Genomic DNA, 13,280 nt, shown 5'->3' with positions numbered 1-13,280 from the left:
GGAACGATTTGCTGAAGCGTATGGCCAAGGGGTTCCAAAAAGCAACCCGCCGCCCAACCGAATAGCCGTTACGCTGATGCGCCACTGCAACGGCCAGTTTCTGATTTCGGGCATTTCACCCAGCCGCATGCACAAAGAAAAAGGGTTCCGCATCAGCGAAACCCTTTTACATTCTGTCCAAGTTGGACGGCAGATTACTTGATCTTGCCTTCCTTGTACTCGACATGTTTCCGAGCAACCGGATCGTATTTACGAACGATCATTTTCTCGGTCATGGTGCGAGCGTTCTTTTTGGTCACGTAGAAGTGGCCCGTGCCCGCGGTCGAGTTCAGACGGATCTTGATTGTCGTCGGCTTCGCCATGGTTATCTCCTGCGTCCGAAAAGGCAGGGGCCTTTCGGTTGAATTCCTATGAGCGTGCGCTTTTACGCCTTGCACGGCTCGTGTCAAGGGCAATTGGGCACATGATCGGCTGATCAGGGATCAGGCCTACGTCGAAAGGGTCGGCGCGCCCATATACGTGTGAATCTGGTCGCGTTCGGCATCAGATAGACCCAACGCGGTGGCCAGTTGAACAAGGTAAGAGGCCTCGCGCTGGTTATCCAGACGAATCGCCGCCAGAGACGTGGCATAGACTTGCGCTTTTAATGGCGCACCGGAATCAGCAGCCAGGCCGATAACATCAATCGGGCCATTCAACTGATCCTGGACAAAGGCGCGTTCTTCATCGCTGATGTCATCACCCAATTCGCCCAGAATGGTTTCCTTCTCTTGCTCATCTAGCTCTCCGTCCGCCTTGGCTGCCTGGATCATCGCGCGCAGCATCAGCTTGGCCTGCTCCTCCATCGCCGCGCCCCCGGGTGTGCCTTTGAATACCGTATCCATCATGTCGGCGGTCTGCTGGCTGCCTGATTTTGCTGCCCCCTGCATCGCATTCATCAGCCCACCAAGACCTGCGGCCCCGGCCGGATTGGCCATGCCAAGCTTTCCAATTATCTCCTGGAGCCCACCGGCACCCCCCGGCATCCCGAACTGTTCTGCCATCTTGCCCAGTTGATCCATGCCAAAGCCGCCCCCGGCGCCCTGCATCATATCTTGCAGACCGGCCATCCCGCCCATTTGCTTGTACTTTTCCATGCCTTTTGCTGCAGCAAATCCAACTGCGACCGAAGCCAGTGCCTTCATGAAACTCATAACAATCCTCCCAATATTCAAAATGCGTTTTTGCAATATAGCAGATATCTGCGACTCAAAAATCCGCAGATAAAGCAGATGCCCTAACGCTAGCGCAAAGCTGACCAATGGTGGCTTCGTTTCACCAAGTGAACATGTAACAGGCGTATTCCCGCACAAGCGCATGTCTAATTTGTCAGAAATTCGAATATGTGATACCTACCGCGCCATCAACAATCTAAAGAAGCCAATTTTCGGCTCGATCTTCGAGGCTCCATGAACAGGCAAGCAACCGTGCAAGCAGGGTTTGCACGATTGATTTTGTTTAGGGGGCATCATGACTGAATGGACCATTAAGGGCGAAGAGCTGGCCAACTGTAACTGCAACTTCGGTTGTCCTTGCCAGTTCAGCGTACTTCCGACACATGGCAATTGCGAGGCCGTCGTCGTATTCGACATCGAAAGCGGCCACTATGGGGACACAGATCTGGCTGGCGTAAGGGCGGCTGGGGTGTACTATTGGCCTGGCCCGATCCATGAGGGCAACGGTCAGATGCAACTGATCATAGATGCCAGCGCCAGCGCCGATCAGCGCGCGGCCCTGCAAGCTATCATGACCGGTGAAGATACCGATGAAATGGCAACCTTCTGGTATGTCTATAGCGCCATGGCTCCGACCAAACATGAAACGCTTTTCGTTCCGATCGAGCTGAACTGGGACCGCGACGAGCGCACCGGGTTTGCAAAGGTGAACGGCATCTTCGATGTCGAAGTCAGCCCGATTCCGCATATCGTTTCGGGTGCGGCGCACCGGGCGTCAATTCAGCTGCCAAACGGGTTTGAATACCGGCACGCCGAAGCTGCCTCGGGCTCTGCCAAGACACATGGCGGCGAAATTAGCCTGACCTTTGACGCGACGCACGCTCATTTGGCCCACCTGAACATTTCGGGCCACGGTGTCCTGGGCGCCTGATCCGGGGGTCATCATGACATCCCATCCCACACCGCCCCGCACTGGGGCGGTCGAGCGACTTATGCGGCGTGAGCGGGTCATCGTGCTGTTCGGTGTGTCGCTGATTGTTCTGGTTGCAGCCTGGTACACCATCGCCGGGATCGGCATGAACATGACCGCTACCGAGATGACGCGAATGGCGGGTCCGATCGGAGAGCCCATGCAAATGGGCGTAGCGCCCCTTTGGGACCTGCAATACGCAATCCTGATCTTTCTGATGTGGTGGGTCATGATGATCGCGATGATGACCCCCAGCGCTGCACCTGCGGTCTTGCTGTATTCGGCGATAAAGCGTGCGGGACCCGAACGTGATAAGGCCGCGCAGTTCAGCTTTTGCTTTCTCGCAGGCTACCTGATCGCCTGGGCTTTATTCAGCCTTGCCGCGACGGGGTTGCAATGGGGGCTGGAAAGCATCGGGCTGTCCGATGGTCCAATGATGACAATCCGGTCCAAAACATTTGCTGGCTGCGTCCTGATTACGGCGGGCGCGTATCAGTTGTCGGACCTCAAGTCCGCCTGTCTGCGGCATTGTCAAAGCCCTGCGCGATTCATCGCCGATCATCACAAACCTGGCGCATATGGTGCGTTCCGAATTGGTGCTCTGCATGGGCTGTACTGTCTGGGCTGTTGCTGGGCCTTGATGGCGCTGCTGTTCGTCGGCGGGATCATGAATCTGTACTGGATTGCCGGAATCGCCATTTACGTGGCTTTGGAAAAGTTGCTGCCGGGCGCACGCTGGTTGCCCACTTTGACTGGCTTGGCCCTGATTGCCGTGGGTCTCTGGGTAGTCCTGGACGCCGTTATGAGCATTTTTTAGATCCCGTTTCCAGGCCGCGGAACCGGCCAATTTCAGCGTTCCAAACCATTGAAACAAGGAGTAGACTGATGCCTATTTTCATCACTTATGCGACCTACTCCCAGGATGGCGTCAAAGGAATGCTAAAGAAGCCCGCAGACCGCACGGCGGCCGTCCGGGCGTTGTTGAAAAAAGTCGGCGGCAAGCTTTTGGGCTTTTATATGACGACCGGCGAAAATGACGTGGTGGTCGTAAGCGAAGTTCCGGATGGCACTGACGCAGTAGCAATTGGAATGGCCGTTGCGGCCTCGGGTGCAGTATCAAACGTCGAAACAGTACGCGCCTGGAAGGCGAAAGACTTTGCCGCCATTACCAAGATGGCCGCCAAACTGACCGGGGCTTACACGCCGCCCGGTAAGTGAACAGAGTTATGCGCGGAGGGCCTGTAAGCCGGATCTTGTTCCGGGGTTGCCCCCTTCGATGACCATTCCTCTAGGCCGTGCATTGCTGCGCGGCTCAAGCTGCCAACCCGGTCCCTCTTGGCCAGGACGTGCCTAGCGGCGGTATCGGCTGACGCCGACCGGCCCGCGAGGGGACCCTATTTGGCATTGCTCCCGGTGGGGCTTGCCGTGCCGCCACTGTTGCCAGCGGCGCGGTGGGCTCTTACCCCACCGTTTCACCCTTACCGCGGACCGAAGTCCAGGGCGGTCTGATTTCTGTGGCGCTTTCCGTCGGGTTTCCCCGCCCGGGCGTTACCCGGCACCGTTGTCTTGTGGAGTCCGGACTTTCCTCTCGGGCCTTGCGACCCCAGCGGCCATCCGGCCCTCCGCGCAAGCGGTGGGTATGCCTTGTGCCAAGCCGCGTCAAGAGTAGAGAGCGTGCGAAGGGGCCAGCACCTTCTTGGCCTGCGGCCAATTCAACCCCGGGATAATTTTGCCAGATGAAGTGCGGATCAGGAATGTGGGGTCAAGGGCGCGAAGTCGGCTGGCCGCAATGGCCCTTTGCCCCAGGGGCGATATCGCAGACGAACGGCACTCAGCAGGGTTTCGTCGTCTACTTCAGCACTGAATCCGGCCGCTTGGGCCAGAGTACGAAATCGGTCCTGTGGGGCATCTTGTCGACCATCGCCTTGTTCGCGCGGTGCGGCCAGCGCGTTGCGCTCGAGGCGCAGCCAGTCAAATCGTGGACCCGGATCGAATTTTCGCCCGGGTGCCATGTCGGAATGGCCGATAACGCCGTTTGGCTGGATGGCCCAACGGTGCATAACCTTATGCAACAATTTCTCCAACCGTTGCATTTGCGGTTCTGAGAACGGGTGTTTGCCGGTGTTATCCAATTCGATACCAATCGAACGGGAGTTAATGTCGCTCTGACCGTGCCACTCGCCCGCCCCTGCGTGCCAGGCGCGGTCCTCTTCCCGCACCAACTGCCAGAGCGTCCCGTCACCACCAATCAGGTAATGCGCCGACACTTCGTGGACGGGGTCGCATAACCTGTCCAGCGCTTCTTGCGCGTTGTTCATAGCCGTATAGTGCAAAACGATCAGGGACGGCTTCAACCCGTCCCTACGCAGCCCGAAATTGGGCGATAGGTGCCAGATCGGCGCCAATGCGTCAGTTGTTGACGGCGCTACGGAAGGCACTGGGATCCCAGCCACAAGCGTATCCGTCGCCATCCGGGTCCAGCCCGTTGCGATCACGCTGTGGGCCACCATTGGCCAGGAACTCGATCTGAGCCTGATCAGGCGACGGGAACTTGGCGCAATTCCGCTGGGCTTTAGCCTCGAGATTAAGGCCTGCGCGACTGTATAGCTGCGTGCCGACGGGATTCGAGGTGCTTAGAGCGTATTGTACGATATTGGGCTGGCCGGCCGATCCGCGCTGCGGAACAGCAGTCGGGTTGACAACTTCGTAGGTCTGGCGGTTCTGTTGAATCAGGGCCGCGTCGTTTTCGATCGTGCGACGTCCTGATACAGCCGCGAAATCCTGTTCGTCGGAGATCGCATTGTTACTGGCGGCAGACAGCGGAACTTGCGTCAACGTGCTTTGCCCCGACGTGTTGGCCAATGCAGCTGCCGTTGCCGACGCGATATCAGCGTTATCCCCGGTTGGGGTGCTGCCGGGTGCGCCCAGTTGTTGTTCTGAAGCCTCAGCAGGGCCAGTCAATGGGTTGCCGGTATAGCCTTGTCCGGCTAGCGCCGCCTCGCGCTGCGCCTGATATTGAGGCGTGTTGAATCCTGTACCCTGGACCGGGGCCACCGTGTTACAGGCGGCCATAAGCCCGATTGCGGGGATCAGAAGCGTAAAGCGCATTCAGCTGCTCCGTTTTAGCTGGTCTTGCCTGATCCGAGGATTACCACCATTTGCCCGGCTTGGCCACAAATCCACCGGCACTTTCCAACGCATAAGCTGTGTTCAGCAAATCGCCTTCTTCCCACGGGCGGCCGATCAGCTGCAGACCCAGCGGCAATCCCTGTTGGTCCAAACCTGCGGGAACCGAGATACCGGGCAAACCGGCAAGGTTCACTGTCACGGTAAAGACGTCGTTGAGGTACATCTGCACCGGGTCCGCCTCGGTCATCTCGCCCAGACCAAAGGACGCCGACGGGGTAGCAGGCGTCAGGATTGCGTCGATCCCTGCGGCGAAGACATCTTCGAAGTCTTTCTTGATCAGGGTCCGCACCTTGCGAGCGCGGTTATAGTAGGCATCATAGAACCCTGCCGACAGCACATAGGTGCCAATCATGACACGGCGCTGCACTTCGTGGCCAAAGCCTTCAGCGCGGGTTTTTTCGTACATCTCGGTAATGCCATCGCCTTGCGCGAGTTGCGCGCGGCGGCCATAGCGGACACCGTCGTAGCGGGCGAGGTTCGAGGACGCTTCGGCCGGGGCAATCACGTAGTATGTGGGCAGCGCATACTTGGTGTGCGGCAGCGAAATGTCGACAATCTCGGCGCCTGCTGCTTTCAGCATCTCAGCGCCTTCGGCCCACAGCTTTTCGATTTCCGCAGGCATTCCGTCCATACGGTATTCCTTGGGGATACCGATTTTCTTGCCTTTGATATCGCCGGTCAGCATCGCCTCAAAATTCGGAACGGCCAGTTCGGTGCTGGTCGAATCCTTGGGATCATGACCACACATGGCCTCGAGCATGATCGCAGCGTCGCGCACGTTCTTGGTCATCGGCCCGGCTTGATCCAATGAAGAAGCGAACGCAACGATGCCCCAGCGCGAGCAACGACCATAAGTCGGCTTGATACCAGTAATGCCAACAAATGCAGCAGGCTGGCGGATCGAGCCGCCGGTATCGGTGCCGGTGGCGGCAAGACAAAGATCGGCAGCGACGGCCGAGGCCGACCCACCGGACGATCCACCGGGTGTCAGTTGCGCATCGTCATTGCCCCGGCGCCATGGGCTGACCGCATTTCCATACACGGAAGTTTCGTTAGACGAGCCCATGGCGAATTCGTCCATGTTCAGCTTGCCCAACATCACCGCGCCAGAATCTGCCAGTTGCTGAGACACAGTGGATTCGTATTCGGGCTTGAACCCTTCGAGGATTTTAGATGCCGCCTGCGAGGGTACGCCTTTGGTGCAGAACAGATCCTTGATGCCGATCGGCAGGCCGCACATCGACGGCGCGTCGCCTGCTTTGATCCGCTCATCCGCCGCCTTGGCGCGCTCCAGCGCGATTTCGGGCGTTTTGTGGACAAAAGCGTTCAGTGCGTCGGCGTCATCGATCGCCTTCAGGCAGGATTCGGTCAGCTCGACAGAGGTTACGTCGCCAGCGCGCAGAGCGTCGCGCGCTTCGGCCAGGCCCAGTTTGTTCAGATCGCTCATGTCTTACTCCACAACTTTGGGAACAGCGAAGAACCCTTCGCGCGCATCAGGGGCATTGGCCAGAACCTTGTCTTGCTGGTTGCCGTCAGTGACCACATCCTCGCGGCGTTTTAGGCGCATCGGCTCGACCGAAACCATCGGTTCGACACCTTCGATATCAACCTCGTTGAGTTGCTCGATGAAGCCAAGGATGGTGTTGAATTCGGATGCCAGCGCAGGCAGCGCGTCATCCTCGACCTTGATCCGGGCCAGTTTGGCCACCTTGGCGGCGTTGCTTTGGTCAATCGACATCGGATATCCTCATATGCGTTAGGGGGCATTTACCTGTCTGGTCGCCGGGTCGCAAGACCGCCAAGGCACTGATCCACCCGTGAGCGCATGGCAAAGGTCCATAAATCCTGTCCGATCATTCATTTCTGAATACCCCTAAGTAAAAAAATGAACCGATTAGTTCACTTCACATCTTGAAATACTGAACTGAACTGTTCATTTCATAGGGCACGGCACAGCCTTATATGGAGAAAAACGATGAAAACGTTCATGACTGCCTTTGTACTGGCCACTACGGTTCTTGCTGCGCAAGCTCAGGCGGGCGCTTTTGGCCCAAGCATGGACACCCTGACTCGCAGCCTGATTTTCCCCGATCAGGTGTCGGAACCTGTCACTCAGGATCAGAACAAACCGGGCAAATAACTTAGCCCGCAATCGGCGGGTCGGGTCCAAATGCCCCGGGCCGCCGATTGCCTGCTGCGTTCCGCGCGGCGTATCGCTATGGTGGTCCACAAGTGCCCGCCGGCCTGCCCTGCAGACCCGGCAAGCCAACGGAGCGGAAGATGAACGCGCGCAAGCAAGCTGTTCTGGACGCAATTGATGCGGCCAACTCACAAGATCCCAATCTGGAAGACAGCCAGCCAGCCGAGCTTTTGTATGGTCAACGCATGAGCGCCGAGTTGGACCGATTGTTCCCAGATGCATCCGACCCACTGCAGATCGCTGCGCGGGGTCAGCACGTGGAGCGGTGGAAACTGGCGCGCAGTGAATATCCGGAAGGTCGCGCTGGATACCTGACATGGCGCAAAGCGCAGGGCGTTCATCATGCTGACGTTGTGACGGGCTTGATGGAAAAGAACGGCTACAGCGCCGACGATGTCGAGGCCGCCGGTCGCATGCTGCGCAAACAAGGCATCAAGCGCGACGACGAGGTGCAGGCGCTGGAGGATGTGATCTGTTTCGTTTTCCTTAAATGGTATTTCGCACCGTTCGCCGAAAAGCACTCGGCCGAGAAAATCCAAAGCATCGTCGAGAAAACCGCGCGCAAGATGTCGGATCAAGGCCGAGCACGCGTGCTGTCTGAATTTGACCTGCCCGCGGAACTGGCCGCAGCGTTTCAGGCCTGAGCCGCGCGGGTCAGGTGACTACGATACACCTCGATCATCCAGCCCAGCATGAGGGCATTCAGGATGTGCCACATGAAATGCGTGCCAAACGGGATCTGCCCACATATGGGTTCGTCCAGCGTACGAAAGGTGATCGATGCGATCAGGATCATCGCCCCGATGGCCAGACCACGGGCGGTGTCCGGCACCCGGCGGCGCAAAAGGAACGCATAGATCAAGATCAGCAGCGGCACCGGGGCATAGGCTGCTGACCCACCCAAACCCGGAACCAACTGAAACAGGGGCACCGTCGCCGCGGCATAGGGAATGAACAGCGCCGTCACGATCCCGGCCGGAAGCGGCCGCATGTGCCAGACGTCCCCGTTGATCGCGAAGATGTAGACCAGGATGTATAGCAAAATCGGCAGAACATCCGCCATGGCGGCCCAGACCTGCGCGTGGGTATGGAACAGGTAACTGCCAAGCCCGATAGCGGCGAGAATGACGACCAGCACCATCGCCAGCGGCATCCCCTGCCCGCGCACGCGCCGCCACATGACAAACGCAGCAATCAGAAACGCCGCGTTTGTCACCGCGTTTATCGGTTCGGCCCAATAGGCGGGCGACAAGCGCTCGCAATAGCCATCAATTTCCTGAAACCAGTCCATGAACTTTTACATAGCCGATGCTAAGTTAATGCCAACAGCTTGTTTTGGGAGGATGAATTCATGAACATCATTTGGCTTGGACACGGCAGTTTCCGCATCGAAACCGGCGGACAGGTTCTGCTGGTCGACCCCTGGCTGACGGGTAACCCAGTCTTGTCCGAGGAACAGCATGATGACGCTCTAAACGGTGCGACTCATATCCTTCTGACGCATACACACTTTGATCACGTCGCCGATGTCGTGTCGCTGGCCAAGCACCTGAACGTCCCCGTGGTCGGACAATACGACCTGATGGGGTATTGGAGCGAGTCCGACGGGTTGGAAACTATAGGCTACAACAAGGGCGGCACCGTGAACCTGAACGGCGTCAAAGTGTCGATGGTGCCAGCCTCGCACAGCTCGACCTTTTCTACCCCTGACGGGCTGCGTACTGGCGGCAGCGAGGTTGGGTTCATGATCGCCTCGGACGGGCGCATGCTGTATGTCTCGGGCGATACCGACATCATGGCCGATATGGATTGGATGGGGGATTACTACAAACCCGATATCGGGATCCTGTCGGCAGGCGGTCACTTCACGATGGACATGAAGGGCGCGGCATATGCGGCCAAGCGGTATTTCAATTTCAAGACCGTGATTCCCTGCCATTACAAGACCTTCCCGATCCTCGAACAATCAGCTCAGGCGCTGGTCGACGGGTTGCCAGGGGTCGATGTCATCGAACCCGAGGTGATGAAGGCCATTACTCTTTGAGGTTAACGCCGCGCGGCGAAGAACTCTTTCAAAAGCTCGGCGGCCTCCTGCCCTCGGATGCCGTCGTAAACCTCTGGCACGTGGTGTGCTTGTGTATGGGTGAAAACCCGCGCGCCATGAGCAACGCCGCCTGATTTCGGATCGGCGGCCCCGTAATAGATGCGCCGGATACGCGCCGCTGCCAGAGCCGCTGCACACATCGCGCAAGGCTCTAACGTCACATAGAGATCGTGATCGGGCAGACGTTCGGATCCGGCTGCGGCGCATGCGGCACGCAGGGCCAGTATCTCGGCATGGGCGGTGGGATCGTTCAGCTCTCGTGTTCGGTTGCCCGCAGAGGCCACGATCACGCCATCGGGGCCGGCAATAACAGCGCCCACAGGTACTTCACCACGATCCGCCGCAGCGCGCGCTTCAACCAGCGCCTTATCCATGTGCGATCTGAACACCATGCCTCTGACTGCAACAGAAACCTGTCTTTCGCAAGCGGCCGGGATGCGCTATGGGCTGCGGATGACCAAAACCCCTCCTCCCGGCGACCGGATCGCCAAAGTCCTTGCCCGCGCAGGCGTTGCCTCGCGCCGTGAAGCTGAACGCATGATCGAAGCAGGTCGTGTGAGTGTAAACGGCAAGACCATCGACAGCCCTGCGCTGAACGTCACCGCCAAGGACAAGATCTTTGTCGACGGCAAACCGGTGTCGGAACCGGAACCTTCGCGCCTGTGGCTGTATCACAAGCCTTCTGGTCTGGTGACAACGACACGTGACGAAAAAGGACGCGCGACGATATTCGACAAACTGCCCGAGGATATGCCCCGGGTCGTGAGCGTTGGGCGGTTGGACCTGAACTCGGAAGGGTTACTGCTGTTAACAAATGATGGCGGCATCAAACGCAAGTTGGAACTGCCTTCGACCGGATGGCTACGCAAATACCGCGTGCGGGTAAATGGCCGCCCCAAGGACGAGGATTTCGCACCGCTTCGTAAAGGGCTTGTGATCGATGGGGAACGTTTTTTGCCGATGGACGTCACACTGGACCGCCAGCAGGGTGCAAATGCCTGGCTGACCATCGGTCTGCGTGAGGGCAAGAACCGTGAAATTCGTCGTGCGATAGAAGATATCGGTTTTGCGGTGAACCGGCTGCTGCGTGTGTCCTACGGCCCCTTCCAACTGGGAAGCCTGAAACCCGGTGAAGTCGAAGAAATCCGCCGGCGGGTCATGCGCGATCAACTGGGTCTGGAAGCCGAGCCCGAAGCACCGGCCAAACGACCCGCCCGTCCACAGCGAAATCGGCCCCCAATCGGCAAGAAACCTCGCAAGTGACGCAGGTTAGGCAACCTTCCCCCTAGCGCCACGGCCTCTCATGGCCTAGATTTCCCCAAGGGACATTTTTGGGGGGCGCCATGTCCGGGACCGGAGTGCAAAAACTGGCCTATGTCGTGTTGTTGATGCTGATGTTCGGCGTCTGCACCGGCGTATTGGGAGGCTTGTAAGCACATGGCCAAACGGTATGGCGGGAAATTCAGCCCACAAGACGACGCCTCTTCTCCGAATCATCCTCCGCGCGGACAGTTTGACGTCGCGCGGGTCGAACCGGCCGGAGCCCGCGCTAACCTGTTGTTTCTCCCGGCTGTTGCCTTGGTTTTTTTGTCTCTGAACGACGGGGCCGTCGGATTGACTATTGGCCTGATCGCAGCGGGTCTTTTGACAGCCGCAGCATTTCTGCTGCGCGAAGGGCTGCGGGCCGAATCCGCCTACAACGCTCGCCGCACGGCCCGTCGCCCGGCGTTTCCCAGAAAGATATTCTCCAGCCTATTGACCGGACTTGGCGTCGGATTGGCCGCTTATCGCACCGAATATCTGGATGCAGCCGCAGCGTCTGAGGCCAGCCTGATCGCCCCGATTCTGTTCGGCTTGATGGCCGGCGTCCTGCACTCTGTCTCTTTCGGAATTGATCCGATGACTGACAAAGGCATGGAAGGCATCGACACTTTCCAGCAAGACCGCGTTGCCCGCGTCGTGGAAGATGCTGAAACACATCTGTCCGAGATGACCGACGCCATCAAACGCGCTGGCGACCGCAGGATCGAGGCCCGGGTTGAACGTTTTCAGGATACCGCTCGCGACCTGTTCCGCACGGTCGAGGAAGACCCCCGCGATCTGGCCGGTGCGCGTAAATACCTGACCGTTTACTTAAAGGGCGCCCGTGACGCGACGGTCAAGTTTGCTGACGTTTATGCCCGCACACGCGATGCCCAGGCGCTGGAGGATTATTCGTCCCTCCTGGATGATCTTGAACAGAATTTCGCGGCGCGTACCCGCAAGTTGCTTTTGGACGACCGCAGTGATCTGACGGTTGAAATTGATGTGTTGCGCGAAAGGCTGCAACGCGAAGGCGTCCGGTTGGACTGACCGGCCACAATTTGAGAGAGGATTACCCCATGTCCGATGACATCAAGAACAAGGCGGTCGAGGCTGAAACGCTGGTGCAGGAAGTGACCGCTGTCACCCTGCCCGACCCGACCGCCGAAATCGTCTTGCTTGAGGAAGCCGACGAACCTGTCAGCGCCGAAATCCGCAAGCGCATGGACGAGATCGACATGGATAACACCAATTCCATCGTCGCGTTCGGGTCGTCTGCCCAGGCGGAATTGCAGGAAATCAGCCAGGCCATGCTGGCGGATGTCCGCAACAAAGATGTCGGACCTGCCGGGGACAGTCTGCGCAATATCGTCACGACGATCCGCGGGTTTTCAGTCAGTGAGCTGGATGTCCGGCGCGAACGCAGCTGGTGGGAAAAGCTGTTGGGCAAGGCTGCGCCTTTCGCCCAGTTTACCGCCAAGTTTGAAGACGTTCAGGGGCAGATCGACAGGATCACCGACGATTTGCTGGGCCACGAGCATACGCTGCTGAAAGACATCAAGTCGCTGGACCTGTTGTATGAAAAGACGCTGGGTTTTTATGACGAGCTTGCGCTGTATATCGCAGCAGGTGAAGAAAAACTGACTGAGCTGGACAGCCAGAACATCCCCGAAAAAGAAGCCGAAGTTCAGGCCGCGCCCGAAGACCAACAAGTTATGAAAGCGCAAGAGCTGCGTGACCTGCGTGCAGCGCGGGATGATCTGGAACGGCGTGTTCACGACCTGAAGCTGACACGACAGGTGACGATGCAATCGCTGCCCTCGATCCGGTTGGTGCAGGAAAACGACAAGTCGCTGGTGACCAAGATCAACTCGACCCTCGTCAACACCGTGCCTTTGTGGGAAACGCAACTGGCGCAGGCCGTCACCATCCAGCGTAGCGCCGAGGCAGCTGCGGCCGTGCGTGATGCGAATGACCTGACGAATGAGCTGCTGACCTCGAACGCGGCAAACCTGCGCGAGTCGAACAAGATGATCCGCGAGGAAATGGAACGCGGTGTGTTTGATATTGAGGCGGTCAAGCAAGCCAATGCTGACCTGATCGGTACGATCAACGAAAGTCTTGCAATTGCTGACGAAGGCAAGGCCAAACGCGCCGCAGCCGAACAGGAACTGCAGAAGATGGAGACCGAGCTGCGCGACACCCTTGCCTCTGCCAAGGCGCGCAAAGACGGCGTTGGCGACAACGCTGGAACTGCGGTTTCGAGCTAAAGGCAGGCTGGACGTGCCGGTGCCGGGATAT

At 58.3% G+C, this 13,280-nt stretch carries 17 protein-coding genes and 1 other RNA gene; 9 read left to right on the top strand and 9 right to left on the bottom strand.

Annotated elements, in window-relative coordinates:
• Positions 1-194: 194 nt before the first annotated feature.
• Together rpmG and RUA4292_RS06195 are read right to left on the bottom strand one after the other, a co-directional pair.
• Entirely contained in the window at positions 195-362 is a 168-nt protein-coding gene (gene rpmG, locus RUA4292_RS06200; protein WP_058275626.1) for a 50S ribosomal protein L33, read from the bottom strand.
• A gap of 126 nt (positions 363-488) precedes the next feature.
• Positions 489-1,193 (bottom strand): DUF533 domain-containing protein, encoded by a 705-nt coding sequence (locus tag RUA4292_RS06195; RefSeq protein WP_058275625.1) that lies wholly within the window; start codon positions 1,191-1,193, stop codon positions 489-491.
• A 316-nt stretch (positions 1,194-1,509) separates the two neighbouring features.
• Here RUA4292_RS06195 and RUA4292_RS06190 point away from each other — a divergent pair, with 316 nt between their 5' ends.
• The 3 genes from RUA4292_RS06190 (at position 1,510) to RUA4292_RS06180 (ending at position 3,402) form a co-directional block, all read left to right on the top strand.
• Positions 1,510-2,145 (top strand): DUF1326 domain-containing protein, encoded by a 636-nt coding sequence (locus RUA4292_RS06190; RefSeq protein WP_058275624.1) that lies wholly within the window; start codon positions 1,510-1,512, stop codon positions 2,143-2,145.
• A 13-nt stretch (positions 2,146-2,158) separates the two neighbouring features.
• A complete protein-coding gene (locus RUA4292_RS06185; protein ID WP_058276876.1) occupies positions 2,159-3,001 on the top strand; it encodes a DUF2182 domain-containing protein in 843 nt (280 codons plus the stop codon).
• A gap of 68 nt (positions 3,002-3,069) precedes the next feature.
• Entirely contained in the window at positions 3,070-3,402 is a 333-nt protein-coding gene (locus RUA4292_RS06180; RefSeq protein ID WP_058276808.1) for a GYD domain-containing protein, read from the top strand.
• 8 nt (positions 3,403-3,410) lie between these two features.
• Here the strand turns inward: RUA4292_RS06180 and rnpB are convergent.
• From rnpB to gatC, 5 genes are all read right to left on the bottom strand, one after another.
• Positions 3,411-3,810: RNase P RNA component class A (gene rnpB, locus RUA4292_RS06575), an RNA gene on the bottom strand.
• Positions 3,811-3,932: 122 nt separating this feature from the next.
• On the bottom strand, positions 3,933-4,655 hold the full coding sequence (locus RUA4292_RS06175) for an N-acetylmuramoyl-L-alanine amidase (protein WP_058276807.1): 723 nt from the start codon (positions 4,653-4,655) through the stop codon (positions 3,933-3,935).
• Positions 4,594-5,292, bottom strand: a complete 699-nt coding sequence (locus RUA4292_RS06170) for a hypothetical protein (protein ID WP_058276806.1) — start codon at positions 5,290-5,292, stop codon at positions 4,594-4,596. Before RUA4292_RS06170 ends, RUA4292_RS06175 begins: the two co-directional genes overlap by 62 nt.
• A gap of 40 nt (positions 5,293-5,332) precedes the next feature.
• Positions 5,333-6,820, bottom strand: a complete 1,488-nt coding sequence (gene gatA, locus RUA4292_RS06165) for an Asp-tRNA(Asn)/Glu-tRNA(Gln) amidotransferase subunit GatA (protein WP_058276805.1) — start codon at positions 6,818-6,820, stop codon at positions 5,333-5,335.
• 3 nt (positions 6,821-6,823) lie between these two features.
• Positions 6,824-7,111 (bottom strand): Asp-tRNA(Asn)/Glu-tRNA(Gln) amidotransferase subunit GatC, encoded by a 288-nt coding sequence (gene gatC / locus RUA4292_RS06160; RefSeq protein ID WP_058276804.1) that lies wholly within the window; start codon positions 7,109-7,111, stop codon positions 6,824-6,826.
• A gap of 237 nt (positions 7,112-7,348) precedes the next feature.
• On the opposite strand from gatC, the gene RUA4292_RS24915 reads away from it, so the two are divergent.
• Positions 7,349-7,513, top strand: a complete 165-nt coding sequence (locus RUA4292_RS24915; protein WP_186437502.1) for a hypothetical protein — start codon at positions 7,349-7,351, stop codon at positions 7,511-7,513.
• 140 nt (positions 7,514-7,653) lie between these two features.
• A complete protein-coding gene (locus RUA4292_RS06155) occupies positions 7,654-8,217 on the top strand; it encodes a DUF4202 domain-containing protein (protein ID WP_058276875.1) in 564 nt (187 codons plus the stop codon).
• Here RUA4292_RS06155 and RUA4292_RS06150 read toward each other — a convergent pair.
• Entirely contained in the window at positions 8,208-8,864 is a 657-nt protein-coding gene (locus RUA4292_RS06150) for a ceramidase domain-containing protein (protein ID WP_058276803.1), read from the bottom strand. The two genes, RUA4292_RS06155 and RUA4292_RS06150, sit on opposite strands and share 10 nt — an antisense overlap.
• A 60-nt stretch (positions 8,865-8,924) precedes the next feature.
• On the opposite strand from RUA4292_RS06150, the gene RUA4292_RS06145 reads away from it, so the two are divergent.
• Positions 8,925-9,617 (top strand): metal-dependent hydrolase, encoded by a 693-nt coding sequence (locus tag RUA4292_RS06145; RefSeq protein ID WP_058276874.1) that lies wholly within the window; start codon positions 8,925-8,927, stop codon positions 9,615-9,617.
• A 2-nt stretch (positions 9,618-9,619) separates the two neighbouring features.
• Here RUA4292_RS06145 and RUA4292_RS06140 read toward each other — a convergent pair whose 3' ends face one another.
• Positions 9,620-10,069: a nucleoside deaminase gene (locus RUA4292_RS06140; protein WP_058276802.1), complete on the bottom strand. Its 450-nt coding sequence runs from the start codon at positions 10,067-10,069 to the stop codon at positions 9,620-9,622.
• A 61-nt stretch (positions 10,070-10,130) separates the two neighbouring features.
• Here RUA4292_RS06140 and RUA4292_RS06135 point away from each other — a divergent pair, with 61 nt between their 5' ends.
• From RUA4292_RS06135 to RUA4292_RS06125, 3 genes are all read left to right on the top strand, one after another.
• The gene (locus tag RUA4292_RS06135; RefSeq protein WP_370737412.1) at positions 10,131-10,940 is read left to right on the top strand and encodes a pseudouridine synthase; all 810 of its coding nucleotides are present in this window, start codon (positions 10,131-10,133) and stop codon (positions 10,938-10,940) included.
• A gap of 174 nt (positions 10,941-11,114) precedes the next feature.
• Positions 11,115-12,029, top strand: coding sequence for a 5-bromo-4-chloroindolyl phosphate hydrolysis family protein (locus tag RUA4292_RS06130; protein WP_058276800.1), 915 nt, complete (start codon positions 11,115-11,117; stop codon positions 12,027-12,029).
• A 29-nt stretch (positions 12,030-12,058) separates the two neighbouring features.
• On the top strand, positions 12,059-13,249 hold the full coding sequence (locus tag RUA4292_RS06125) for a toxic anion resistance protein (RefSeq protein ID WP_058275612.1): 1,191 nt from the start codon (positions 12,059-12,061) through the stop codon (positions 13,247-13,249).
• The last annotated feature ends 31 nt before the right edge of the window (positions 13,250-13,280 follow it).

Origin of the sequence: Ruegeria atlantica, assembly GCF_001458195.1 — a bacterium.
Lineage (GTDB): Bacteria > Pseudomonadota > Alphaproteobacteria > Rhodobacterales > Rhodobacteraceae > Ruegeria > Ruegeria atlantica.
This window is presented reverse-complemented; position numbering and strand designations above follow the sequence as displayed.

Excerpts from the sequence above, each read along its gene's own strand:
- RUA4292_RS06145 (WP_058276874.1), top strand. The coding sequence starts at position 8,925 with ATGAACATCATTTGGCTTGGACACGGCAGTTTCCGCATCGAAACCGGC.
- gatC (WP_058276804.1), bottom strand. The coding sequence starts at position 7,111 with ATGTCGATTGACCAAAGCAACGCCGCCAAGGTGGCCAAACTGGCCCGG.
- RUA4292_RS06185 (WP_058276876.1), top strand. The coding sequence starts at position 2,159 with ATGACATCCCATCCCACACCGCCCCGCACTGGGGCGGTCGAGCGACTT.
- RUA4292_RS06150 (WP_058276803.1), bottom strand. The coding sequence starts at position 8,864 with ATGGACTGGTTTCAGGAAATTGATGGCTATTGCGAGCGCTTGTCGCCC.
- RUA4292_RS06170 (WP_058276806.1), bottom strand. The coding sequence starts at position 5,292 with ATGCGCTTTACGCTTCTGATCCCCGCAATCGGGCTTATGGCCGCCTGT.
- RUA4292_RS06125 (WP_058275612.1), top strand. The coding sequence starts at position 12,059 with ATGTCCGATGACATCAAGAACAAGGCGGTCGAGGCTGAAACGCTGGTG.
- RUA4292_RS06180 (WP_058276808.1), top strand. The coding sequence starts at position 3,070 with ATGCCTATTTTCATCACTTATGCGACCTACTCCCAGGATGGCGTCAAA.
- RUA4292_RS06190 (WP_058275624.1), top strand. The coding sequence starts at position 1,510 with ATGACTGAATGGACCATTAAGGGCGAAGAGCTGGCCAACTGTAACTGC.
- RUA4292_RS06130 (WP_058276800.1), top strand. The coding sequence starts at position 11,115 with ATGGCCAAACGGTATGGCGGGAAATTCAGCCCACAAGACGACGCCTCT.
- RUA4292_RS06155 (WP_058276875.1), top strand. The coding sequence starts at position 7,654 with ATGAACGCGCGCAAGCAAGCTGTTCTGGACGCAATTGATGCGGCCAAC.
- RUA4292_RS06135 (WP_370737412.1), top strand. The coding sequence starts at position 10,131 with ATGACCAAAACCCCTCCTCCCGGCGACCGGATCGCCAAAGTCCTTGCC.
- gatA (WP_058276805.1), bottom strand. The coding sequence starts at position 6,820 with ATGAGCGATCTGAACAAACTGGGCCTGGCCGAAGCGCGCGACGCTCTG.
- RUA4292_RS06195 (WP_058275625.1), bottom strand. The coding sequence starts at position 1,193 with ATGAGTTTCATGAAGGCACTGGCTTCGGTCGCAGTTGGATTTGCTGCA.
- RUA4292_RS06140 (WP_058276802.1), bottom strand. The coding sequence starts at position 10,069 with ATGGTGTTCAGATCGCACATGGATAAGGCGCTGGTTGAAGCGCGCGCT.
- RUA4292_RS06175 (WP_058276807.1), bottom strand. The coding sequence starts at position 4,655 with ATGGCGACGGATACGCTTGTGGCTGGGATCCCAGTGCCTTCCGTAGCG.
- RUA4292_RS24915 (WP_186437502.1), top strand. The coding sequence starts at position 7,349 with ATGAAAACGTTCATGACTGCCTTTGTACTGGCCACTACGGTTCTTGCT.
- rpmG (WP_058275626.1), bottom strand. The coding sequence starts at position 362 with ATGGCGAAGCCGACGACAATCAAGATCCGTCTGAACTCGACCGCGGGC.